This window comes from Rhizobium sp. YTUHZ044 (assembly GCF_051123975.1).
Taxonomy (GTDB): domain Bacteria; phylum Pseudomonadota; class Alphaproteobacteria; order Rhizobiales; family Rhizobiaceae; genus Rhizobium.
On sequence record NZ_CP101426.1, the window covers coordinates 4,195,694 to 4,218,203 of the forward strand.

Below are 22,510 nucleotides of genomic sequence, written 5' to 3' on the forward strand. Positions count from 1 at the left end.
GTGGCGTTACCGGTCTATCAACAGATTCTATCAGTCATTAAAGTGTGATGATTCTTGACGGGCCGCTCGCGCATGCATTCGGAGTTGATTCGCGGCTCAACTGGGACTAATTAAGGCACTCCGTGGTGATTTGGCCGGCCGGCTTGCAGCCACGTTAAAAAAGTCGCTAAAGGGCCGCGTGCGGACCGGTAGCGATTTTTTCGCCGCCGGTTTTTTATTTTTGATCGAGTTGACCGCAATGCCCATCAAGATCCCCGATACGCTGCCCGCCTTCGAAACCCTGGTTCAGGAAGGCGTGCGGGTGCTGACCGAGACGATGGCGATCCGTCAGGATATAAGACCGTTGCAGATCGGCCTGCTCAACCTGATGCCGAACAAGATCAAGACCGAACTGCAGATGGCCCGTCTCGTCGGCGCTTCGCCGCTGCAGGTGGAGCTGTCACTCATCCGCATCGGCGGCCACAAGGCAAAGAACACATCCGAAGATCACCTGCTCGCCTTCTACCAGACCTGGGAAGAGGTGAAGCAGCGCAAGTTCGACGGCTTCATCATCACCGGAGCCCCGATCGAGCTCCTCCCCTATGAGGACGTTACCTATTGGGCAGAAATGCAGGAGATCTTCAATTGGACGGAGACCAACGTCCATTCGACGATGAACGTCTGCTGGGGCGCGATGGCGGCGATCTATCACTTCCACGGCGTTCCGAAATACGAGTTGAAGGAAAAGGCCTTCGGCGTCTACCGGCACCGAAACCTGAAGCCTTCCTCCATCTATCTGAACGGCTTTTCCGACAACTTCGAGGTGCCGGTGTCGCGCTGGACCGAGGTGCGACGCGCCGACATCGAGAAATGCGAAAGCCTGGAAATTCTGATGGAATCGAGCGAGATGGGCGTCTGCCTCGTGCATGAGAAAAGGGGCCGGCGGCTCTACATGTTCAATCATGTCGAATATGATTCCACCTCACTTTCGGACGAGTATTTCCGCGATGTGGATGCCGGCGTGCCGATCAAGATGCCGCACAATTACTTCCCGCATAATGATCCGGCACTTGCGCCTCAGAACCGCTGGCGCAGCCACGCGCACCTCTTGTTCGGCAACTGGATCAACGAGATTTACCAGACGACGCCCTATGACGTCGAAGAGATCGGCATGGATCTTTAATGGAATTTCTTTCTGACCTGCCTGGTTGCGGTTTGGAACAAATGCGGGCAGGTTCCGGTCCGGAACCCTATAGCGCCGCGCGTTTTTATCTGACGCGCAAAGGAACGGACAGTCGATCATGTCGGATAAGTTGGAGCGGGAAGTTTTTGGGCAGACGAAGGCGGGCGAGACCGTCTATCGCGTCGTCATCAGGGGCGGCGGCCTAACGGCCAAGATCATCACCTGGGGTGCGGTCATCCAGGATCTGCGCCTTGAGGGTCATGAGGCGCCGCTGCAACTCGGCTTCGAGGATTTCGACAGCTATCCTCTCTACTCGGCCTATTTCGGCGCGACGCCCGGCCGCTGCGCCAACCGTGTCGGCGGCGGCGCCTTTACGCTCGACGGCAAGGACTATCAGCTCGAGCCGAATGAAAACGGCGTCACACATCTGCACGGCGGCAGCGACAATATCGGCAAGCGCAACTGGACGATCGTCGAGCATGCGGTTGACCGCCTGGTGATGAAGATCGTCGATCCGGACGGCCGTGCCGGTTATCCCGGCAACTGCACCATTCAGGCGACGTTCCGGGTGCACGGCAATGGTGAACTGTCGATCACCTATGAATCGACCAGCGATCAGCCGACGCTCGCCAATGTCTGCCAGCACGCCTATTTCAATCTCGACGGCCGCGATGATGCACTGGGTCACGACATCATGATCGCCGCCGATCACTATCTGCCGACCGACGAGAAGCAGGTGCCGACCGGCGAAATCCGGCCCGTTGCCGGAACCGAATTCGATTTCCGCGAGATGGCCCCGATGAAGCGTTTCGTCGGCAGTGAACAGGTATTGTACGACCACAATTTCTGCCTGTCCCGCGAACGCACCGCCAAGCGGACCGTGGCACTCGCCCGCAGCCTCTATTCCGGCGTGTCGCTGGAAGTGCGCAGCACCGAGCCGGGCGTACAGTTCTATGCCGGCTTCAAGCTCAACACTGGGGCTCCCGGCCTCGGCGGGCGCAAATATGGTCCGTTCGCCGGCTTCTGCCTGGAGACACAGATCTGGCCGGATGCGATCAACCATGAGGGCTTCCCGAATGCGGTCCTGCGTCCAGGCGAAGTGCTACGCCAGGAAACGGACTACATCTTCACCAAGAGCTGAAGCGTTCTAAAGCGCGTCACGATCGTTCAGATTCGTTCCTCGCGCTTTAGGTTTTTGTTTACGCAAGTCGGTATCGCAAAACCGCCGCACACGTTTGCGCGGACATGCTCTGAGACGTACGGCTGTCAAATTTGACCGTTATTGAACCCTCTTCGGATTGCCGGAGAGGGTTTTTTCTTCTGCCCCTCAGATTCAGGCTTGCCGATTGGTTCTATATAGGTTCTATTGTGTGTCCATGGATAGAACCAGTCTAGTAGCTGAACTCAATAGACGCAGCCTGCGCGACGACGCGCTGACCGGCCCACTCTACAAGCGGCTGGCGCAGGTGCTGACCAGCCTCATTCAGGAAGGCTTGCTGAAGCCCGGCACGGCGCTGCCGGGCGAGCGTGACCTTGCCGAGGCTCTCAAGCTCGGCCGCGTCACCGTGCGCACCGCCTATCGCGACCTCATGGCGGCGGGCGCATTGGAATCGCGCCACGGAAGCGGTACTTTCGTATCGAGCAAGGTCGAGCGCATGGAACAGTCGCTCTGGCGGCTTTCCTCCTTCTCCGCCGATATGCGTTCGCGCGGCCGGTTGCCGGCCGCGCGGATATTGTCGCGAGAGATCAACACGCCGTCGCCGGAAGAATCCTTCCTGCTCGGCCTCGGCGGCGACGAGCCGGTGCTGAGGCTCGACCGGCTGCGCCTCGCTGACGGCTTGCCGCTGGCGATCGAACGCGCCGTCGTGCCGGTCAAGTTTCTGGGGAAGAATGCCGGCGGCGAAGGATCGCTCTACGATGCGCTGGCGGCGAATGGCCATCGGCCGGTGCGCGCGCTGCAGCGGTTGACCGCCGTCACGCTCGATGCATCCTATGCTGCGATGCTGAACGTCAAGGCAGGCGCGCCGGCGCTTCTTATCGAACGTGTCTCGCGCCTGGAAGACCAGCGCGTCGTCGAATACACCCGCTCGCATTATCGCGGCGATGCCTATGACTTCGTTGCCGAATTGAGAATTGGAGATGACCATGAGTGAGAACCAGTCGCTGATGCTGCAGGAAGCAGGCGAATCACCCGAAGTGGTGGCCACGCTTCTCGAAAAGGAAAAGCCGGTCTTTGCCGAGATCGCCCGTCTGTTTTCGTCCGCCCGTCCGAGCGTGGTGACGACGGCCGCGCGCGGCTCCTCGGACCATGCCGCCACCTTCTTCAAATATCTCTTTGAGATCACCTGCGGCGTCCCAGTCGCCTCGGTCGGCCCGTCGATCGCTTCCGTCTATGGTGCTGCCCTCCACCTGCAGGGCGGCGTGCATTTCACCGTCTCGCAGTCGGGCGCCAGCCCCGACATCGTCGCCCTGCAGGAGGCGGCGAAGAAGGGGGGCGCAACGACGATCGCCGTCGTCAACGTCACCGACAGCCCGCTTGCCAAGCAGGCGGATATCGTTCTCGGCCTCAACGCCGGCGCGGAAAAGAGTGTGGCGGCGACGAAATCCTTCATCGCCTCCGTCGCCGCGCTGTCCGGGGTGACGGCTGCGATCGGCGGCGCGTCCGACCTGCAGGCAGCGCTGGAAAAACTGCCGGAGGCGCTTTCGGCGACCGCCGGGATCGACACGGCGGCGGCCGAGGAGGTGCTGCTCCATGCGACCTCGCTCTATACGGCCGGCCGCGGCCCGGCCTTCGCGATCGCGCTCGAAGCGGCGTTGAAGGCCAAGGAAACCTCGGGCCTGCACGCCGAGGCCTTTTCGCTGGCGGAACTGATGCATGGCCCGATGCGCCTGGTGCAGCCGGGCTTTCCAATCGTCGCCTTCGCGCCCGACGATGCTGCTTTGGCCAATAACGGCAAGGCGCTGGAGCGCCTGCAGAAGCTTGGCGCCACCACCGTCGGCTTCTCCACGCAGCCGCTCTCCGGCATCAATCTGCGTGTGCCGACGACGGGCAACGGCCTTGTCGATCCGCTGGTGTCGCTGCTCGTCTATTACCGACTGATCGAATCGGAGACGCGCCGCAAGGGCTTCGACCCAGACCGGCCGGCCAACCTGCTCAAGGTGACGGAGACGGTCTGATGGGACGCAAGATCTTCGTCGGCGCCCGAATCTTCGACGGCGAGCGCTTCCATGACGACAAGGCACTCGTCCTTGCCGACGGCCGCGTCGAAGCGATCGTCGCGAGAAACGACCTGCCCGATGGCGAGATGGTCACTCTTGAGGGCGGCGTCCTGTCGGCCGGCTTCATCGATGCGCAGGTCAATGGCGGCGGCGGCCGAATGCTGAACGACGAGCCGTCCCCGGCGTCGATGGAGATCATCGCCGGCGGGCATCGGCCTTATGGCACGACGTCGCTGCTGCCGACCTTGATCACCGATACATCGGAGGCGACCAATGCCGCCATCGAGGCGGCGAAGGAGGCTGTGAAAAAGAACCGCGGCGTCGCCGGTCTGCATCTCGAGGGCCCGCATCTGGCACCGGCCCGCAAGGGTGCGCATCTGGCCGAGTTGATGCGGCCGGTGGAGGACCGCGACGTCAAGGCCTTCATCCGGGCACGTGAGTCGATCGGCACGCTGCTCGTCACCATCGCAGCCGAGCAGGTGACGGTCGCCCAGGTGCGCGAGCTTGCGGAAGCCGGCGTCAGCGTCAGCATCGGCCATTCCGATTGTTCGAGCGAGGCGGCGGAGGAACGTTTCGATGCCGGAGCGCGCGGGGTCACGCATCTCTTCAACGCCATGAGCCAAATGGGACACCGTGCTCCCGGCCTCGTCGGCGCGGCCATCGATCATCCCGCGACCTGGTGCGGCATTATTGCCGACGGCCATCACGTCGATCCGAAGGCGCTGCGCACGGCGTTGCGTGCCAAGCGCGGCGAAGGCAGGTTGTTCTTCGTCACCGACGCGATGTCACTTGTCGGCTCGCAGCAGGACTCTTTCACGCTGAACGGACGCACTGTCCGGCGCGAAAGGGGCGGCTTCTGCTCGAAGTTGGTGCTTTCCGATGGTACGCTGGCAGGCTCCGACGTCGACATGATTTCGGCAATCCGCTACGGCATCACCTATCTCGACCTGGCGCTCGCCGAGGCGCTGCGCATGGCGACCCTCTATCCCGCCCGTTTCCTGAGACTTGCCGATCGCGGCCATCTTTCACCGGGCGCGCGTGCCGATCTCGTGCACCTCACCGATACGCTCACCGTCGCCGCCACCTGGCTTGCCGGCGAAGTTGCATGAATTCAAGGAGAAGTAGGATGACCGAGATTACCGATGCCTATTTCTCCAACCTTATCGGCCGGCTGGAAGAGCTGAAGCAGACGCTTGCCGAGCCGATGGCACAGGCTGCGGCGGTCATTCTCGATGCCGCCCGCGGCGACAAACGTGTCTATGTCTTCGGCACCGGCCATTCGCATATGCTGGCGGAAGAGGTGCACTATCGTGCCGGCGGACTCGCCTTCACCGTGCCGGTGCTCGTCGGCTCGGCGATGCTGCACGAGGGGGCGGTCATCAGTTCGGTCTATGAGCGCACACAGGGTTTGGTGCGGCCGATGCTGGAGCGTTACGGCATGCAGCCGGGCGACGTCATTATCATCGCTTCCAATTCGGGGGTGAACGCCGCGCCGATCGAGGCCGCCGATTATGCGCGCGAAATCGGCGCAAAGGTGATCGCCATCACCTCGATCGCCTATTCCTCGGCCATCGCCAATGGCCGCCGCCGGCTCGCCGACGTCGCCGACGTGGTGCTCGACAACGGACTGCCGCCAGGTGACGCCGTCGTCGATCTCGAAGGAACGGGACTTAGGGTCGGACCGGTCTCGACGGCGGTCGGTGTGACCATCATCAACGCGATCTTTGCCGAAGTTGCCTCGGAGCTTTCGAAATCCGGCAATGCGCCGGTCTATCTCAGCGCCAACATGCCGGGCGCGGCCGAGATCAACCAGAAGCTCGTCAAGATATACCGGCCGCGCAACCCGCATCTCTGAGAGGATAAAGGAGCCTGCTGCTGTCGCAGGCACGGTTCGTGACGCGATCAAGTGGTGAGGATTGAGCTGACCATACGGGCCGTCCGCGGTGCCAGCGTCAAGCCGATATGCCCGTGTCCAAAAGCAAACACGACGTCCCTTCCTCCTCTTGAAGGCCGAATGACGGGAACGGAATCGGGCATGGAAGGGCGAAAGCCCATCCAGCTCCGGCTTGGTTCACCAAGTGTCGGGAAAATCCTGCGGGCGTTTGCCAATAACACTTCGAGGCGCCTTGGGTTCGAAGGCGCGGTGAGGCCTCCGAGTTCCGCGGTGCCGGCGACGCGCAGCCGCATGGAAGTCGGGCGCACCCCGGTCCGGGAGGCGATTCAGCGCCTGCAATATGATGGTTTCGTTGTCGTCAGCGCCCGGCGCGGCACATTTGTCAGCAAGATCGATATCAATGATCTTACTGCCGTCTACGAGGCACGGGCACGGATCGAATCCTGGGCGACCCGGCTAGCTGCCGAAAGGCTGCGCGAGTTCGAGCGGCAGGAAGCGCGGCAGTTGATCGATGAGCTTAAGCAAACAATTGGTCCGATGGCGCTGGAAGACATCCTTGCCCTGGATCGACGGGTTCACCGCTTCATCTACAAAGTGGCGAAGAACTCTTTCCTGTTCGATACGCTGGATCACTACCACAATCTGTCGCTCAGAATTCTATATGTCGCGATGAAACGGTTTCCGGCCCTGGTACCGCGTCTGGAGGACGTCTTGCATGATCAGGTCCTCATGCTCGAGGCGGTATGCAGAGGGGATGCCGATGAGGCTGAAAAGATCGCGATGGCTCACGTCATGAGCTTCGAGAGCGAAGTGCGAAAGGTTATCTGAATTCGGTTCTTGGAATTGGGTGCAGCTTTAGCTGAACCAAGATATTTTCGGCAAAACGAGCCGTCCGAAACAATCGCGCGCTGCGAGTGGACGCGGCATCGATACTTGCTTGCATTCCACATTTCAGTGAGAGGCCGGCTTGAGCCGGCCTCCTGAATGGATGAAAACCAGGATCAGTCCTTGGCGCGTTCGACGTAGGAATTGTCTTCCGTCGCGATGACGACGCGGGTGCCGGCGTCGATATGCGGCGGGACTGAGGTGCGGATGCCGTTGGAGAGCATGGCCGGCTTGTAAGACGAGGATGCCGTCTGGCCCTTGACGACCGGTTCGGTCTCGACGATCTCGAGCGTGACGTGACGCGGCAGTTCGAGCGCCAGCGGAATGCCTTCATGGATCGACAGGATGCAGGTCATGCCTTCCTGGAGATAGGCCTTCTGGTCGCCCATGGTTTCCTGGCTGACGACCACCTGGTCGTAGTTGGCAGGGTTCATGAAGTGGAAGCCTTCGCCGTCTTCATAGAGATACTGGAAGTTGACGTCTTCGACGAAGGCGCGCTCGACCTGTTCGGTAGTGCGCCAGCGCTCGGAAACCTTCACGCCGTCGACGATGCGGCGCATGTCGACCTGAGTGACCGGCGTGCCCTTGCCCGGATGAAAGTTCTGGGCGGTGAGAACGACGTAGAGCTTGCCGTCCACGTCGAGAACGTTGCCCTTGCGGACCGAAGAGGCGATGACCTTGACCATAAGACTTCCTTGTAACTCGGCTTTCGGCGTCGTAGAGGACTGTCGAGACGCCCCAAGACGCAAATGTTTTTCTTTGGGGGCGCAACTAACCTAAAATCCGGGAAATAGCCACCCCATACCGGCTTCTCCGGTGAAGAAAGCTTGGAATGAACTTTTCGGCCAAAGCGTCCCCCTGGTGGACCCCGTCGGTGCATGCCGACCGCCGCCCGTTCCTGATCGGGCGCAATGCGATTCAGGCGTCGTTGCGCGGGTTTTTCGCGCGTGAGGATTTCATCGAGGTCGACACGGCGGTGCTGCAGGTCTCGCCTGGCAACGAAGCGCATCTGCATGCCTTCGCGACGCAAGCGATAACGACGGACGGTCAGACGGCGCCGCTCTACCTGCACACCTCGCCGGAATTCGCCTGCAAGAAGCTGCTTGCGGCGGGCGAGCAGCGTATTTCCTGCTTCGCCCATGTCTATCGCAACCGCGAGCGCGGGCCGCTGCACCATCCCGAATTCACCATGCTCGAATGGTACCGGGTCGGTGAAAGCTATGAGAGCCTGATGATGGATTGCGTGCGGATCCTCGCGCTCGCGGCTGAAACGGTGAAGACGCCGATGCTCGCCTATCGCGGCGCCGAGAGCGATCCCTTCGCAGGGCCGGAGCGGATCAGTGTCGCCGAAGCCTTCGAGCGCCATGCCGGCATCGATCTTCTTGCCTCCGTTGCCGCCGACGGCTCGACCGATCGCGACCATCTGGCGGCCGAACTCAGGCGCGTCGGCATGCGTGTGGCCGATGACGATGGCTGGGCCGACCTGTTCAGCCGGGTGCTGGTCGAAAAGATCGAGCCGCATCTCGGCTCCGGCCGCATCACCATCCTCGACGAATATCCTGTCTCCGAGGCCGCACTTGCGCGTCCCTCGGCACGCGACCCCCGGGTTGCCGAACGTTTCGAGCTCTATGCCTGCGGCGTCGAGCTTGCCAACGGCTTCGGCGAGCTCACCAATGCTGCCGAACAGCGCCGGCGCTTCGAGATCGAGATGGCCGAGAAGGCGCGTATCTATGGCGAGACCTATCCGATCGACGAGGATTTCCTCTCGGCACTGTCGCTGATGCCCGAGGCAAGCGGCATCGCACTCGGCTTCGACCGGCTGGTGATGCTGGCGACGGGGGCTTCGCGCATCGACCAGGTGCTCTGGGCGCCGGTTGCGGAGTATGGAAGATGAATGTCGTCAAACCGGTAAAGAGCGTCGACGATCTGGTGAAGGCCGGGCTTGCCGGGCCTGCCGATCGCGCAACGCTCGAGGCGGTGGCCGCGCGTTACGCCATTGCCCTGACGCCGGCGATGACCAGGCTGATCGACCGCGCCGATCCTGATGATCCAATTGCCCGACAATTCGTGCCTGATGCGGCCGAACTCATCGTCGCGCCCGAAGAACGCGCCGATCCAATCGGCGATCACGCCTACAGCCCGGTCGATGGCATCGTGCACCGTTATCCTGATCGGGTGCTGCTGAAGGCCGTGCATGTCTGCCCGGTCTATTGCCGCTTTTGCTTCCGCCGCGAAATGGTCGGGCCGCAGGGTTTGGGCACGCTCGATGCCGCGGCGATGCAGGCAGCCTTCGATTACATCGGGAGCCATCAGGAGATCTGGGAGGTCATCCTGACCGGCGGCGACCCGCTGGTGCTTTCACCGCGCCGCCTCCGCGACATCATGGAGGCGCTCGCAGGCATTGCGCATGTGAAGATCGTGCGTTTCCATACGCGCGTTCCCGTCGTCGATCCGGAGAAAATCGACGCGGCGCTCATCGCCGCGCTGAAGGCGAGCGGCAAGACGGTCTATGTCGCACTGCACGCCAACCATGTCAGAGAGTTGACGATGGAAGCGCGGGCGGCCTGCGCGCGCCTCGTCGATGCCGGCATCGCAATGGTCAGCCAATCGGTGCTGCTCAAGGGTATCAACGACGATTCCGCAATTCTTGCCGAACTGATGAAGGCTTTCGTCGAGATGCGCGTCAAGCCTTATTACCTGCATCATCCCGATCTCGCGCCCGGCACCAGCCATTTCAGGCTGACGATCGAGGAGGGGCAGAGGATCGTGGCGGCGCTGCGCGGTCGGATTTCCGGTCTCTGCCAGCCGACCTACATTCTCGATATCCCAGGCGGTCACGGCAAGGCCGTCGTCAGCGGAAGCACCGTTCGGGCAACGGGCGAGGGATGTTATTCCATCGCGGATTATCGCGGCGGCGAACATTCCTATCCGCCGGCGGATTGACCTGAAACGCTACTTTCCGTGTCATTTCTGTACTCGTCACGCCGGAAATGACATTGGACATGGGCGATGAAATTTCATCAAGACGTTGAGATCAAATATGTATTTCTGCTTTCGCAGGAAGGATCGCTAAAATCCTAACTATGAGGAACAATCATCTTTAACCCAACAAATTAGCGGAATGTTCTGTTTTCCGCACTAAAAGAACGCTCATGACAAGGCGATGAACGCCGGTTCGGGATCATGAGAATCTTGGAGTGATGGGATGAATACGACAATCCGCGACCTCGTAGCCAAATTCGGCAAGCTTCCTGTAGCGATCGACCAGGTCGCCGACGACGCCGATCTTTATGCGGCGGGTCTGACGTCCTTTGCCTCGGTGCAGCTGATGCTCGGCATCGAAGAGGCATTCGATATCGAATTCCCCGACAATCTTCTGAACCGCAAGTCCTTCGCGAGCATCGCGGCCATCGCCAAGACGGTCGATATCATCCAGGACGGCCGGAAGGTCGCCTGATGAACTTCCCCGTCAAGATCATAGAGGACGGTGTTGTCGCACGGGTTGCCCGCGTCGCCGCAATCGCGGCCAAACACGCGGATGCCGTCGACGTCGAAGGCCGCTTTCCCCGGGAAGCCGTGGATGCGATGAAGGCCGAGAGGCTGCTCGGCATCCAGGTGCCGCGCCAGCTCGGCGGTGAATCGGCCTCGACCACCGAAATCGCCGAATTGTGCTCGATGCTCGGCCAGGCCTGTGCGGCAAGCGCCATGGTCTTCGCCATGCACCACATCAAGCTGTCGAGCCTCGTGGAACACGGCGCCGACAGCGAATGGCACTGCGACTTCATGCGCCGCATCGCGGCCGACCAGCTCTTGATCGCCTCGGCCACCACCGAGGGCGGCATCGGCGGCAACCTGCGCAACAGCATTTGCGCGATCGAGGTCGACGGCGATACCTGCAGCCTCGAAAAGGATGCGACCGTCATTTCCTACGGCTCGCACGCCGACGCTATCCTCATCACTTCGCGCAGCCATCCGCAGGCAGCCTCCTCCGATCAGGTGCTGACGGCCTTCCTCAAGGACCAGTACACGCTCGAGAAGACGCATGCCTGGAATACGCTCGGCATGCGCGGCACCTGTTCCGACGGCTTCCTCTTCAAGGGCCGGGCGCCGGCGCGACAGATCCTGCCGAAGCCTTTCGCCGAGATCGCGGCGCAATCCATGCTCGCTTCCTCGCATCTGCTCTGGAGCGGCGTCTGGTACGGCATCGCGGTCGATGCTGTTGCGCGCGCCCAGGCCTTCGTGCGCGCCGCTGCCCGCAAGGCGCCGGACGCCCAGCCGCCGGGCGCGCTGCGCCTTGCCGAGGTCTCGAACCTCCTGCAAATGGTGAAATCCAACGTCGTTGCCGGTCTCAAGGCCTATGAAGACGCCAAATCAGATCCGGACAGGCTGTCGTCGATGGGATTTGCGGTGGCGATGAACAACGTCAAGATCGCCTCTTCCGAGACGATCCTGGAGATCGTCAACCATGCGATGCTGATCTGCGGCATCATGGGCTACAAGAACGGCACGCCCTTCAGCCTCGGACGCCATCTGCGCGACGCCCATTCCGCTCAGCTCATGATCTCGAACGACCGCATCCTCGGCAATACGTCGAGCATGCTTCTCGTCCACAAGCAGGACACTAGCCTACTGGGGTAAAGTCATGGATATGCAGACCTCGTTCCTGGACCGGCTCTTCGAGTCCGGCCTGCTGATCGATACCGGCGTTGACGGTCTCTATGGCCGCAGCGGCCAGTTCGAAGATGTCATCACCGCCTTCGAACGGCTGATCGATACGTTCGGCGGCGCCGACGGCGCCGAGGCGATGCGTTTCCCGCCGGGCATGAACCGCGCGCTCTTCGAAAAGAGCGGCTATATGAAGAGCTTTCCGCAGCTTGCCGGCACGGTGCACAGCTTCTGCGGCAGCGAGCTCGATCATATGAGCCTGCTTGAATGCATGGAGGTCGGCGACGACTGGACCAAGGATCAGAAGGCGACCGATATCGTGCTGACGCCGGCTGCCTGCTATCCGCTCTATCCGACGGTTGCCAAGCGCGGCAACCTGCCGAAAACGGGAGGCCTCTTCGATCTGCAGTCCTACTGCTTCCGCCATGAGCCGTCGAAGGACCCTGCCCGCCAGCAGCTATTTCGGATGCGCGAATATGTCTGCATGGGAACGGAGCAGCACGTCACCGATTTTCGCCAGAAATGGATGGACCGCGGCGTCGAGATGATGAAGCAGGTCGGCCTCGATGTGACCATCGATGTTGCCAACGACCCGTTCTTCGGCCGTGCGGGCAAGATGATGGTCAACAATCAGCGCGACCAGAACCTGAAGTTCGAACTGCTGATCCCGATCACGTCGACCGCCAATCCGACGGCCTGCATGAGCTTCAATTACCATCAGGATTCTTTCGGCCTGAAGTGGGCTCTCAATCTCGAAGACGGCAGCGTCGCGCACACCGCCTGCGTCGGCTTCGGCCTGGAGCGCATCGCGCTCGCCCTCTTCCACCATCACGGCCTCGACGTAAAGCAATGGCCGGCCAGCGTCCGGAAAACGCTATGGGGCTGATGAGCTCGATGGGATCGGTTTTCCCGGCGATCAGCCCGGAAACCTATCGGCAGCACGCGCTGCATGCCGGCGAGCGTGCATGGCCGGAAACCAATTGTTATATCGATCTCTGGATCGAGGTATTGAACACCTTGGGCGTCGCGCCCGAGGCGATGCTGGGTTTTACCCTGGCACAGGATTTTGAGGGTGATCAATTCACCTTCTTCAAGGTACCGCTCGAAGATCTCGAAGCGCTCTACGGCATCCGCGCGACCGAACTTGCGATCTACGACCGCGTCGAACGGCATGTCGAAGTGCAGATCGCGCGGGGGCGTCTCTGCCTGGTCGAGATGGATTCCTTCTACATGCCGGATACGCGCGGCACCGCCTATCGGCAGGAGCACGGCAAGACGACGGTTGCGATCAACCGGCTTGATGTTGCGGCAAAGCGCGTCGAATATTTTCACAATGCCGGCTATTTCCAGCTCGAGGGTGAGGATTTCGATGGGCTGTTCCAGCTGCAGCTGACGGAGAGCGATCCGCCGTTCCTGCCCTATACGGAATTTGCACGGTTTCCGGAAAGGCCTGCCGACGAAGCGCATCTTCGCGCGACCGCGCGGCGGCTTGCCGGCTTTCACTTCTCCAGGCGCCCCCGCCAAAACCCGATCCGCGCCTTCGCCCGCGTCTTCCCGCAGCAGGTGGAAGCGGTGGCGGAGCGGCCGTTCGGCTTCTTCCATAAATATGCCTTCAACACGCTCCGTCAGGTGGGCGCCAATTTCGAATTGGCCGCTGATTATCTGACCTGGCTGTCCTCAGCCGAATACGCGGTGGCCGCCGAGGATGCCCGGCGCATTTCCGACGCGGCGAAATCCGTACAGTTCCAGCTTGCCCGCGCTGTCGCCCGCAGGAAGTTCGAGCCGCTGCAGGCGGCACTTGATCCGGCCGCCGATGCATGGGATTCCATGATGGCATCGCTTGCGGAGCGAATCTGAGGCCGGAGATCAGACAATGCGGGGGCGTTTGGCAAGCATCGGAGCTCGGGAAAGCGTGCTTTCCGAAGGCTGGAACCTGATCCTGACGGAGCCGGGGGCCTGCGCCGTACCGCACGATATTCATCTTTCCGCGCAGTTCATTCCTGCGCCCGTTCCTGGCACCGTTGCGGCAGCGCTTGAAAAAGCCGGGCTCTTCGACCGGGAAAATCCCGAACCGTTGAATATGAAGGACGCCTGGTATCTCTGCCGGCTTTTTGATGCCGAGCCTGGCGAAGCCATCCTGCGTTTCGGCGGGCTGGCCACAATTTGCAATGTCTTCCTCAACGGTCAGGAAATCCTCTTTTCCGAAAGCATGTTCACGGCGCATGAGCTCCCGGTGACGCTTTCGGGTGGCGACGAGCTGGCGCTCTGCTTTCGGGCGCTCGGCCCCAGACTGTCCGAACCCGGTCCGCGGGCGCGCTGGCGCCCGCAGATGATCACGCCGGCGGGCCTGAAGAATTTCCGCACGACGCTGCTCGGCCATATGCCGGGCTGGTGCCCCGATATTCATGCCGTCGGACCGTGGCGGCCGATTTCACTGGTGCAACGCGATACCGTATCGATCGACAATGTCTCCATCCGCGCGGTCCTGGAGGAGAGCGGCGTCGGCCGGCTGAGCGTCTCCCTGCATAACAATGCCGAAGATCCGGCAATGCTGCTGCGCTGCGGCGGCATGGAACAGCCTTTCGAGAAGATCGGCGAAAATCATTACTCGGCTATCCTCAAGCTGTCCGACATCGAGCCCTGGTGGCCGCATACGCACGGCACTCCGCGTCTCTATGATCTGACTCTGGTTTCCGACGGCGAGGAATATTCGCTCGGCAGCACCGGCTTCCGGCGCATCGACGTCGACCGCGGTGCGGATGGCGAAGAATTCGCGCTCCTCGTCAACGGCGAGCGTGTCTTCTGCCGCGGCGCGGTCTGGACGACCGCCGATATTGCGCGGCTGCCGGGCGGGCGGGAGGATTACGAGCCGTTTCTGCGGCTTGCCGCCCAAGCCGGCATGAACATGATCCGCATCGGCGGCACCATGGTTTACGAGACGCCGGATTTCTTTGCGCTCTGCAACGAACTCGGCCTGCTCGTGTGGCAGGATTTCATGTTCGCCAATTTTGATTATCCGCGCAACGACAAGGCCTTTCTCGGCCATGTGCATGCCGAGATCGAGGAATTCCTGTACGGCGTCCAGGCGTCGCCTTCCCTTGCCGTTCTCTGCGGCGGCAGCGAGATCCATCAGCAGGCGGCGATGCTCGGCCTGCCCATGGAATTCTGGAGTGGACCGGTGACCGACGAAATCATTCCGGCCATCGCCGCACGCATGCGTCCCGACGTGCCCTATGTGCCGAATTCGCCCCATGGCGGAGCGATGCCGTTTTCGCCCAATTCCGGCATTGCGCATTACTACGGGGTCGGCGCCTATATGCGGCCGATTGCCGATGCCCGCCGCGCCGATGTGCACTTTGCCTCCGAAAGCCTCGCCTTTGCGCATGTGCCGCAGCGAAGGACGCTGCAGCGCCATCTCGACGTGCCCGCCGTCCATAGCCCCCAGTGGAAGGCGCGGGTGCCCCGCGACCGCGGCGCATCGTGGGATTTCGAGGATGTTCGCGACTTTTACCTCGAGCTTCTCTACGATTTCGACCCGGCCCGTCTGCGCCGCGAAGATCAGGAACGCTATCTCGACTTTTCCCGTGCCGTGACCGGCGAGGTAATCGAAGAGACCTTCGCCGAATGGCGGCGCAAGGGCTCCGGCTGCAACGGAGCGCTCGTCTGGACGCTGCAGGATCTGCTGCCCGGCCCCGGCTGGGGCGTGATCGATTCCACCGGCGAGCCGAAACCCGTCTGGTATGCGATGCGCCGTGCTTTCCGGCCGGTTCTGGCGGCCTTCACCGATGAGGGGACCAACGGTCTCGACGTGCATGTCGTCAACGAGACCGACACCGACCTCGACCTGGAACTCGAGGTCGTCTGCCTGCGTGATGGAAAACAGCAGGTCGTCAGCGGCAACATGGCTTTCAAGCTGGCGGCAAGGAGTGTGGAACGCTTTGCCTCGACCGCGCTGTTCGGCGCCTTCTTCGATACGACCTATGCCTTCCGTTTCGGCCCGCCGGCGCATGATGCAAGTGTGGCGCGCCTGCGCTCCCTCGCCGATGGCGCCGTTCTCGCCGAGAGCTTCCACTTCCCCTGCGGACGCGGAAAAGCGCTGCACGACGCCAGCATCGAGGCGTCGCTCGGCAGAGACGGCGACAGCTGGGTCATCGATCTCAGGACCGACCGGCTGGCGCAATCGGTGCATATCGACGTCGAAGGCCACAGGCCCGACGACGACTGGTTCCATCTTGCTCCCGGCCCGGTGCGGCGCGTGAAGCTCTCCGCGCTCTCCGGCACTGAGAGTGATGGTCCGCCGACGGGCGAAATCAGAAGTCTTGGCAGTTCGCGTCGCATCGGGCTCACGGGCTGAGGCTCGCAGACAACGATGCAAACTCACCGGAAAGATCGTGATTTGAGAACGATATACCGCTATCTGCGCGCCCATGTCCTGCAGCGGCTGATCCCGCGGTCGCGTCTCGCCTTCAACCCGCGCAAGCCGGTCGAAATCGTCGGCTATCTCTCGATGCCCGTTGGGGTCGGTGAATCGGCAAGGCTCTGTGCCGGGGCGCTTTCCCAAGCGGGACGGGCGATTTCGCTCTCAGACGTCAGCACGCATCCGGATGAAAAATCCTTTGCCGGCTTGGTGTCGTCGCATCTTTCGGCCGAACCGCCGGGAAGCCGTATCTGGCATCTCAATCCGCCAATGCTGCCACGCGCCATCCTGAAGATGGGCGTCGCCAATTTCACCCGCGCCTTCAACATCGGCTATTTCGCCTGGGAGCTTGAAGTCGTGCCGGCTGAATGGCGCAACGGGTTGCGTTACATGAATGCCGTCTTCGTCCCCTCGGAATTCACCAGGCGGACGATTGCACCGCTGACGGCGGCGCCCGTCATCGTGGTTCCGCATCCCGTCACCGAGAAGCCGGCCGCAGAGGGCATACGGGAGAAGTTCGGCATCGAGAAAGATGCCTTTCTCGTCAGCTTCATCTTCAGCGCCGGCTCCTCGATCAACCGGAAGAACCCTCAAGCGGTGATCGAAGCCTTCAGACTGTTCAGCGCCGAATGCCCGAGCGCCTTTCTGCTGATGAAGGCGAGCGGCGATATCGGCAAGGATCAGGGCTTGCGCGAAGTGATTGCGTCGGTCGCCGGCGATAGTCGTATCCGGATCGTCACCGACAAGCTCTCGAACGCCGAGATCAGCGGCCTCATCCGCTCCTCCAATGCCTATCTCTCGCTGCATCGTTCGGAAGGCTTCGGGCTGACGGTTGCCGAGGCGATCATGTATCGCACCCCTGTGATATCAACCGCCTGGTCGGGCACGGAAGATTTCTGCGACCCCGTGAACAGCTGGCTGGTCGCCTCTCCCCTCATTCCCGTCGTCGATTCCCATCCTGAATTTGCAGGGCTGCCGGGCGCGGTTTGGGCGGATCCCTCTCCTGAAATCGCGGCCGCCCATCTCGGCGACATCTTCCGTGCGCCCGAGCGCGCACGAGAGAAGGCCGGGAAGGCGCGGGAGTTCCTGCTGCGCTACCTCTCGGAGAACAGCTATGAAAAGGCGCTCAAGAAGCTGGCGGCGATGCAGGTCAGCTAAGGTGAGGTCGCCACTCCGCTTTATTTTAACATTTTCGCATTAGTGATGACGGGCATGCGAGTGCAAAACATGTTGCGCAAAGGTGTGCAGCGGTTTTGCGATAACGACGTGCGTAAAGACAAGAACATGAAGCGCGAGGAGCGAATCTCTGAAAGATCGCGACGCGCCTTAAGCTGACCCCCGCGGATGGACAGATGTCGAAGGGTATTATCGCAAATTCGGTGATGAATGCGGCGGCAGGCATGCTGCTGCTGCTGACGGGTTTCGTCTCCTCGATCATCACCGCGCGCCTGCTTGGGCCGGAAGCCAACGGCATCGTCGCCTTCTCGCTGTGGCTGGTGATGACGGGCGCCTCGATCGCCGAGCTCGGCTCCAGCATCACGCTGCTGAAGACCCTGCCGCAGCTTTCGGCGGAGGGCTATGACGCGCGCCGCCGGCGAGGCTTTGCCGCCATCCTCGTCAGCTTCATGATGTTTTCGACGGTGCTGCTGCTGGCGCTCTACGCCCTGTTCTTCCTGACCTCCGAGGAGATGCACTGGGCGAAAACCGCGCCCTCCGTCGCGCTCGTCACCGGAGTGCTGTTTTTCGTCCAGGCGATCGGATCTTTCGTCAAATTCTACCTGATCGGCGAAAAGAGGCTAGGCAGCTTCTTCAAACTGACCGTCGCCGTCTCTACCTTGCAGCTCGCCGGTGTCGCCGCCGGCGCCGTCCTCTACGGAGTCGAAGGCGTTCTCGTCGGTTATGCGCTCGGCCAGCTCGTGCTGTTTTTCGCCACACTGCCGATCCTTCTTGCACGGCGCGACTGGTGCGGGGTTTCACTCAAGTATCTCGCCTCCTCCTCCATCATCCTGTCGATCCAATTCATCATCGATTCCATTTTCCTCAACCGGCTCGAACTGCTCTTCCTGCAGCAGTTCTGGTCGGTGGAAATGGTCGGCTATTATGCCGTCGGTCTGTCGATCGCCAACATCGCGCTGCAACTGCCGATCCAGATGACCGGCAGCCTGCTGCCCTATTATTCCGAACGGCGGCACAGCAGCGACGATTCGACCTTGCCGGTCGAGGTCTTCGCCGCCGTCACCCGCAGCATGGCCTATATCGTGCTGCCGATGAGCCTCGGGCTGGCCGCGATCTCCAGCGAACTGGTGCTCGTGGTGTTCGGGGAAGCCTTCCGCCGCAGCGGCACGGTGGTCGCGCTGCTCGCGCTCGTCGCTCCCGCCTACACATTCATGCAGATCCTCAGCCTCTATCTGCTGTCAATGGACAAGGCCCGCTCCCGCCTCAACATCAGTGTGATTGGTGGCCTGCTCATGGTAGCGGGTTGTTTACTGATCGTACCTAGGCTCGCCGCCGAGGGGGCCGCAATCGTACGCATTCTCGTGTTCGTTGCGATGTCGGTGATGATGATCAGACAGACAGGATTCGGGTCCCAGCTTTCGGGTCTCTACGCAAGCCTGACGAAGGTGACGCTCGCCTCCGTCTTGTGCGCCTGCGCGGCGATTTCAGTGCTGGAATTCGTCCATGGCCCGATCGGCCTTATCTCCGCGATCATCGCCGGCACGCTCGCACATTTCGCCGCACTCCGCGTGCTGCGTGCCGTGCCCCTCGAGGATGTCGAGGTGATGCGTTCCATTGTCGAAAAGATGCCGTCGGTGCTGCGGCGGCCGGTCGGTCGTGTGATCGACTTCATTGCGCCGGGGCGCCCCGGCGATCCCGATCGCGCCAAGGTCGCGCCTGGCGAACTTTCGCTCGAACCGGCCGAAGGTGCCGGCCGCAACGCCGCCCTGCCCGTTGTCTTCGATGGCACGATCGGGCTGTTCATGCCGGAAAATCCTGAAGCCGGGAAGCGCTCGGCTGCGGTGCTCTTCGTCAGCCCCTGGGGCTTCGAGGAAATGTGCAGCCGCAAGTTCTTCCGCGTCGCGGCCGAACATTTCTCCGATATCGGCGTACCCAGCCTGCGCTTCGATTACCGCGGCACCGGCGATGCGCTCGATTTTGGAGCGCTGCCGGCAAGGCTGGAAACCTGGGAAAACTCGATCCGCGCGGCGGCCGCCAAGTTGAAATCGCTGACCGGCTGCGACCGCATCATCCTGATCGGCCAAGGTCTCGGCGCGACCCTTGCCCAGCGCATCGGCTCCTCGATCGAGGGCGTCGACAGCCTCGTCATGCTGGCACCAGTGCTAAGCGGCCGCGCCTATATGCGTGAACTCAACATGTGGTCGAAGATCATCGACGCCGATCTCGGCCTCGGCCAGCAGCACGTGCAGGCTGCAAAGGTGCAGATCGCCGGGCTTGTCATGCCGGAAGAGATCGCCGCCGAGCTCGGCAAGCTCAACATCGCCGCGCCGCAGGGCCTGGCGGCGCCACGCTACCTGATCCTCGAGCGCCCCGTCAGGGCCGAGGATACCGGATTTGCCGATGCGCTGCAGGCGCTTGGCGCCAATGTCGAGCAGAAAGTGTTCGACGGCTATGACGAGCTCGTCACCAATCCGCTCTTCGCCAAGACACCCATGGCCGTCGTCGAGCTTCTGACGGCTTGGCTGAAGACAGCGACCGCGGAGACATCCGCCGCTCATTCGCCGGCAGCGATCGAAACCACGCCGCTTGCCGGCGAAGGTTTCCTGGAAACGCCGGTGCGTTTCGGAAGTCACGATCATCTGGTCGGTGTCGTCAGCCGGCCGCTCGGCGAGATCAAGGGCAATGCCGTGCTCTTCCTGTCGACCGCCTATGACCGGCATGCCGGCTGGGGGCGGACGACGGTAGACATGGCGCGCGAACTCGCCCGGCAGGGCGTCGTGTCGCTGCGCTTCGATTCCGCCAATGTCGGCGACAGCCCGCCGCGGCCGGATGCGCCGGAGCAGGTGCTTTATTCGATGACACAGACCGACGATGCGATCGCCGCGCTCGATCTGCTCGAAAGCATCGTTGCCGGCCCCGTCATGGTCGCCGGCCGGTGCAGCGGCGGCTATGTCGCCTTCCGCGCCGGCGTCGCCGACGAGCGGCTGAAGGCGGTCGTTTCGATCAATCCCTTCGTCTATTACTGGGATCCGAAGGTGCCGGTGCGCCGCGAGCATGTCGTCTCCGTCCCCCGCAGCCTCGACGATTACGGCCAGCGTCTGGCGCGGCTCGACACGCTGAAGCGGCTGCTGCGCGGGCAGGTGGACGTGGTGTCGGCGCTGCGCAATATCGTCATCGCCGGCGGCCGGCGGCTGTCGCCCTTTGTCGCGCCGTTGCTCGAACTGCTTCCCGACCGGCGCCATATCGCCCGCGAGGTCCGGCAGTCCTTTGCGCTGTTCGGCAAGCGCAAGGTGCCGCTGACGCTGATCTACAGCGAAGGCGACGTCGGCCTCGACCATGTCTATTTCCACTTCGGCCCGCGCGGCGCCAGGCTTTCCCGCTATCCGAACGTGCGGCTGCTGATGCTGCCGGATGCGGACCACAATCTGACGCCGCCGCAATCGCGCAAATTCGTACTCGACGAGATCGTTCGTCTCGCGAGAGCGTAAGCGGGGATCAGAGGCTTTCCGCGGCAGCGATATCTAGCGATCTGTAGAGATCGATGTAGCGCCCGGCGACGATATCCCAGGAATAGCCGCGAGCGGCGTCGAGGAGCTGCGAGCGAACGGCGTCCTGTCGGCCCGCAAGGTCGTCATAGGCTGATTCCATGGCGGCCGCGGCGGTCTGCGGACGGGTGAAATCGGCAAGCCTGATGACGGGATGCCGGCCGGCGAGCGTTTGAAAGGCATCGTTGGCGTTCAGCACCGGCAACAGGCCGGCGCTCATCGCCTCCAGCGCGACCAGCCCGAAACCTTCATATTCCGAGGCGGAGGCGAAGAGCGAGGCTGCGATGATGATGCGGCGGATGGCATCATTGTCTGGCGACACATGCAGGGTGACGCGGCCGGTCAGGTCCCGGCTTTCGATCTCACCTTCGATATCCACCCGATTACGGTCGGATTCGGCCCCAACGATGTCGAGATGCCATTCCGGATCGCGGCCCTTCAGGACAGCCATCACGTCAAGCAGATGGTCCAGCCGCTTGTTCACCGAAAACCGGCCGATGGTGACGATGCGACGCCTTGCCAGGCGTGAGGCGGTGTCGGCGAACTTGCCGATATCGGCGCCGTTCTCGATCAGCACGCTATCCGGCACAATCTCGGAAAACTGCCTAAGATCGGAGGCGCTGCAGCAGACCACGCGGCAATAGGCCCTCGCCGAGGCGCGGGTCAGAGTGCGGAACCATATCTTCTTGATCGCCGCGTATTTCCGAGTGTGGAAGAAACCGCCATGGGTGGTGACGATCATCGGCTTGCCGTGCAGCATCCGGCCCCAGGCGAGCGCATCGAAGAAGAAGTCGATGGCATGGACGTGCACGAGATCGGCGTCGCCGAGATGACGAAAAACCTGCGGCGCCAACGGATAACGGCTGCTGCCGGACCACGGGATGCGCACCACCTCGATGCCGTCGATATTCTCGCAAGCCGGCAGCTTATCTTCAGGCGCGGTGAACAGCGAGTTCAGCGTGACGACGCGGACACGATAGCCACGCCGGCGGGTCTGGCGGCTGAGATTGGCGACGACGTCTTCCAGGCCGCCGCGATTGGGCAGGAACTGGCGCACGACATGGACGATCAGCGGAGCCGATTGCGGCTGCGGATTCTCGCGCCCCCTATCTGCCTCGACGATCGCCATTTTCCACCTATCGCTGCGCGTGCCAAACGCGTGTTGGCGCGGATTTATAGCAACGACCAGATATCTCCGACGTTAAGGCGTGGTTTCAGCAACGTCCTGCGGAAGCGATTCTTCGCGAAAAGGGTTAATCGTGTCTGACGGGAGTTCAGAAGGCTTTGAAGGTGAGCGTTGTCAGCGACCGGACGATGCCTGGAATATTGGCGATATTGTCATTGATGAACTTGCCGATATCCTGACCTTCCTCGATATAGATCTTCAACAGCAGGTCGTAATCGCCGCTTGTGGAATAGAGCTCCGAGACCAGCTCGGTCTGGTAGATGGCGTCGGCGACCTCATAGGTCTTGCCGGGGGCGCATTGGAGCTGGACGAAGATCGGCTTCATGGAAATTTCCTGCAAAGTTGTTTGGCCCGCATAATG

General features: G+C 61.9%; 19 protein-coding genes, 1 pseudogene and 1 riboswitch. Of the genes and pseudogenes, 16 read left to right on the top strand and 4 right to left on the bottom strand.

Annotated elements, in window-relative coordinates:
* Positions 1–112 precede the first annotated feature (112 nt).
* A riboswitch (SAM riboswitch) is annotated at positions 113–190 on the top strand.
* Positions 191–238: 48 nt separating this feature from the next.
* The 6 genes from metA to NL154_RS20570 all read left to right on the top strand — a co-directional run bounded on the left by metA (position 239) and on the right by NL154_RS20570 (position 6,236).
* On the top strand, positions 239–1,162 hold the full coding sequence (metA, locus tag NL154_RS20545; RefSeq protein ID WP_210632708.1) for a homoserine O-acetyltransferase MetA: 924 nt from the start codon (positions 239–241) through the stop codon (positions 1,160–1,162).
* A gap of 118 nt (positions 1,163–1,280) precedes the next feature.
* Positions 1,281–2,303 (top strand): aldose epimerase family protein, encoded by a 1,023-nt coding sequence (locus NL154_RS20550; protein ID WP_210632709.1) that lies wholly within the window; start codon positions 1,281–1,283, stop codon positions 2,301–2,303.
* 235 nt (positions 2,304–2,538) lie between these two features.
* Entirely contained in the window at positions 2,539–3,315 is a 777-nt protein-coding gene (locus tag NL154_RS20555; RefSeq protein WP_210633050.1) for a GntR family transcriptional regulator, read from the top strand.
* Positions 3,308–4,339 carry an SIS domain-containing protein gene (locus tag NL154_RS20560; RefSeq protein ID WP_434733266.1) on the top strand — a complete coding sequence of 344 codons (1,032 nt, stop codon included), beginning with the start codon at positions 3,308–3,310 and terminating at the stop codon, positions 4,337–4,339. Before NL154_RS20555 ends, NL154_RS20560 begins: the two co-directional genes overlap by 8 nt.
* Positions 4,339–5,490 (top strand): N-acetylglucosamine-6-phosphate deacetylase, encoded by a 1,152-nt coding sequence (gene nagA, locus NL154_RS20565; protein ID WP_434733267.1) that lies wholly within the window; start codon positions 4,339–4,341, stop codon positions 5,488–5,490. Before NL154_RS20560 ends, nagA begins: the two co-directional genes overlap by 1 nt.
* 17 nt (positions 5,491–5,507) lie before the next feature.
* On the top strand, positions 5,508–6,236 hold the full coding sequence (locus tag NL154_RS20570; RefSeq protein WP_434733268.1) for an SIS domain-containing protein: 729 nt from the start codon (positions 5,508–5,510) through the stop codon (positions 6,234–6,236).
* Positions 6,237–6,283: 47 nt separating this feature from the next.
* On the opposite strand, the pseudogene NL154_RS20575 reads toward NL154_RS20570, so the two are convergent.
* Positions 6,284–6,577, bottom strand: a pseudogene (locus NL154_RS20575) (NAD(P)/FAD-dependent oxidoreductase); the annotation flags it as partial.
* Here NL154_RS20575 and NL154_RS20580 point away from each other — a divergent pair.
* Positions 6,474–7,103, top strand: a complete 630-nt coding sequence (locus NL154_RS20580) for a GntR family transcriptional regulator (protein WP_434734120.1) — start codon at positions 6,474–6,476, stop codon at positions 7,101–7,103. The pseudogene NL154_RS20575 and the gene NL154_RS20580 overlap by 104 nt on opposite strands.
* 173 nt (positions 7,104–7,276) lie before the next feature.
* On the opposite strand, the gene efp is transcribed toward NL154_RS20580, so the two are convergent.
* Entirely contained in the window at positions 7,277–7,846 is a 570-nt protein-coding gene (gene efp, locus NL154_RS20585; protein ID WP_008528334.1) for an elongation factor P, read from the bottom strand.
* A gap of 146 nt (positions 7,847–7,992) precedes the next feature.
* On the opposite strand from efp, the gene epmA reads away from it, so the two are divergent.
* From epmA to NL154_RS20630, 9 genes are all read left to right on the top strand, one after another.
* Positions 7,993–9,054, top strand: coding sequence for an EF-P lysine aminoacylase EpmA (gene epmA / locus NL154_RS20590; RefSeq protein ID WP_210632717.1), 1,062 nt, complete (start codon positions 7,993–7,995; stop codon positions 9,052–9,054).
* Complete coding sequence (locus NL154_RS20595; protein WP_210632718.1) at positions 9,051–10,103, top strand: lysine-2,3-aminomutase-like protein; 1,053 nt, start codon at positions 9,051–9,053, stop codon at positions 10,101–10,103. Before epmA ends, NL154_RS20595 begins: the two co-directional genes overlap by 4 nt.
* Positions 10,104–10,365: 262 nt before the next feature.
* Positions 10,366–10,617 (top strand): acyl carrier protein, encoded by a 252-nt coding sequence (locus tag NL154_RS20600; RefSeq protein ID WP_210632719.1) that lies wholly within the window; start codon positions 10,366–10,368, stop codon positions 10,615–10,617.
* Positions 10,617–11,798 carry an acyl-CoA dehydrogenase family protein gene (locus NL154_RS20605; RefSeq protein ID WP_210632720.1) on the top strand — a complete coding sequence of 394 codons (1,182 nt, stop codon included), beginning with the start codon at positions 10,617–10,619 and terminating at the stop codon, positions 11,796–11,798. Before NL154_RS20600 ends, NL154_RS20605 begins: the two co-directional genes overlap by 1 nt.
* 4 nt (positions 11,799–11,802) lie before the next feature.
* Positions 11,803–12,711, top strand: a complete 909-nt coding sequence (locus tag NL154_RS20610; RefSeq protein ID WP_210632721.1) for an amino acid--[acyl-carrier-protein] ligase — start codon at positions 11,803–11,805, stop codon at positions 12,709–12,711.
* Complete coding sequence (locus NL154_RS20615) at positions 12,702–13,682, top strand: DUF1839 family protein (RefSeq protein ID WP_210632722.1); 981 nt, start codon at positions 12,702–12,704, stop codon at positions 13,680–13,682. The genes NL154_RS20610 and NL154_RS20615 overlap by 10 nt, the downstream gene beginning before the upstream one ends.
* A gap of 16 nt (positions 13,683–13,698) precedes the next feature.
* Positions 13,699–16,179, top strand: coding sequence for a glycosyl hydrolase 2 galactose-binding domain-containing protein (locus NL154_RS20620; RefSeq protein WP_434733269.1), 2,481 nt, complete (start codon positions 13,699–13,701; stop codon positions 16,177–16,179).
* Between the two features lie 42 nt (positions 16,180–16,221).
* On the top strand, positions 16,222–17,400 hold the full coding sequence (locus NL154_RS20625) for a glycosyltransferase family 4 protein (protein WP_221146220.1): 1,179 nt from the start codon (positions 16,222–16,224) through the stop codon (positions 17,398–17,400).
* Between the two features lie 194 nt (positions 17,401–17,594).
* Complete coding sequence (locus tag NL154_RS20630) at positions 17,595–20,906, top strand: oligosaccharide flippase family protein (RefSeq protein WP_221146222.1); 3,312 nt, start codon at positions 17,595–17,597, stop codon at positions 20,904–20,906.
* A 7-nt stretch (positions 20,907–20,913) separates the two neighbouring features.
* Here NL154_RS20630 and NL154_RS20635 read toward each other — a convergent pair whose 3' ends face one another.
* A complete protein-coding gene (locus NL154_RS20635; RefSeq protein WP_221163874.1) occupies positions 20,914–22,092 on the bottom strand; it encodes a glycosyltransferase family 4 protein in 1,179 nt (392 codons plus the stop codon).
* A 145-nt stretch (positions 22,093–22,237) separates the two neighbouring features.
* Positions 22,238–22,474, bottom strand: a complete 237-nt coding sequence (locus tag NL154_RS20640) for an Lrp/AsnC ligand binding domain-containing protein (protein WP_075225001.1) — start codon at positions 22,472–22,474, stop codon at positions 22,238–22,240.
* Positions 22,475–22,510: the final 36 nt, after the last annotated feature.

Coding starts and splice junctions, on each gene's coding strand:
- metA (WP_210632708.1), top strand. CDS start 239: ATGCCCATCAAGATCCCCGATACGCTGCCCGCCTTCGAAACCCTGGTT.
- NL154_RS20550 (WP_210632709.1), top strand. CDS start 1,281: ATGTCGGATAAGTTGGAGCGGGAAGTTTTTGGGCAGACGAAGGCGGGC.
- NL154_RS20555 (WP_210633050.1), top strand. CDS start 2,539: ATGGATAGAACCAGTCTAGTAGCTGAACTCAATAGACGCAGCCTGCGC.
- NL154_RS20560 (WP_434733266.1), top strand. CDS start 3,308: ATGAGTGAGAACCAGTCGCTGATGCTGCAGGAAGCAGGCGAATCACCC.
- nagA (WP_434733267.1), top strand. CDS start 4,339: ATGGGACGCAAGATCTTCGTCGGCGCCCGAATCTTCGACGGCGAGCGC.
- NL154_RS20570 (WP_434733268.1), top strand. CDS start 5,508: ATGACCGAGATTACCGATGCCTATTTCTCCAACCTTATCGGCCGGCTG.
- efp (WP_008528334.1), bottom strand. CDS start 7,846: ATGGTCAAGGTCATCGCCTCTTCGGTCCGCAAGGGCAACGTTCTCGAC.
- epmA (WP_210632717.1), top strand. CDS start 7,993: ATGAACTTTTCGGCCAAAGCGTCCCCCTGGTGGACCCCGTCGGTGCAT.
- NL154_RS20595 (WP_210632718.1), top strand. CDS start 9,051: ATGAATGTCGTCAAACCGGTAAAGAGCGTCGACGATCTGGTGAAGGCC.
- NL154_RS20600 (WP_210632719.1), top strand. CDS start 10,366: ATGAATACGACAATCCGCGACCTCGTAGCCAAATTCGGCAAGCTTCCT.
- NL154_RS20605 (WP_210632720.1), top strand. CDS start 10,617: ATGAACTTCCCCGTCAAGATCATAGAGGACGGTGTTGTCGCACGGGTT.
- NL154_RS20610 (WP_210632721.1), top strand. CDS start 11,803: ATGGATATGCAGACCTCGTTCCTGGACCGGCTCTTCGAGTCCGGCCTG.
- NL154_RS20615 (WP_210632722.1), top strand. CDS start 12,702: ATGGGGCTGATGAGCTCGATGGGATCGGTTTTCCCGGCGATCAGCCCG.
- NL154_RS20620 (WP_434733269.1), top strand. CDS start 13,699: ATGCGGGGGCGTTTGGCAAGCATCGGAGCTCGGGAAAGCGTGCTTTCC.
- NL154_RS20630 (WP_221146222.1), top strand. CDS start 17,595: ATGTCGAAGGGTATTATCGCAAATTCGGTGATGAATGCGGCGGCAGGC.
- NL154_RS20635 (WP_221163874.1), bottom strand. CDS start 22,092: ATGGCGATCGTCGAGGCAGATAGGGGGCGCGAGAATCCGCAGCCGCAA.
- NL154_RS20640 (WP_075225001.1), bottom strand. CDS start 22,474: ATGAAGCCGATCTTCGTCCAGCTCCAATGCGCCCCCGGCAAGACCTAT.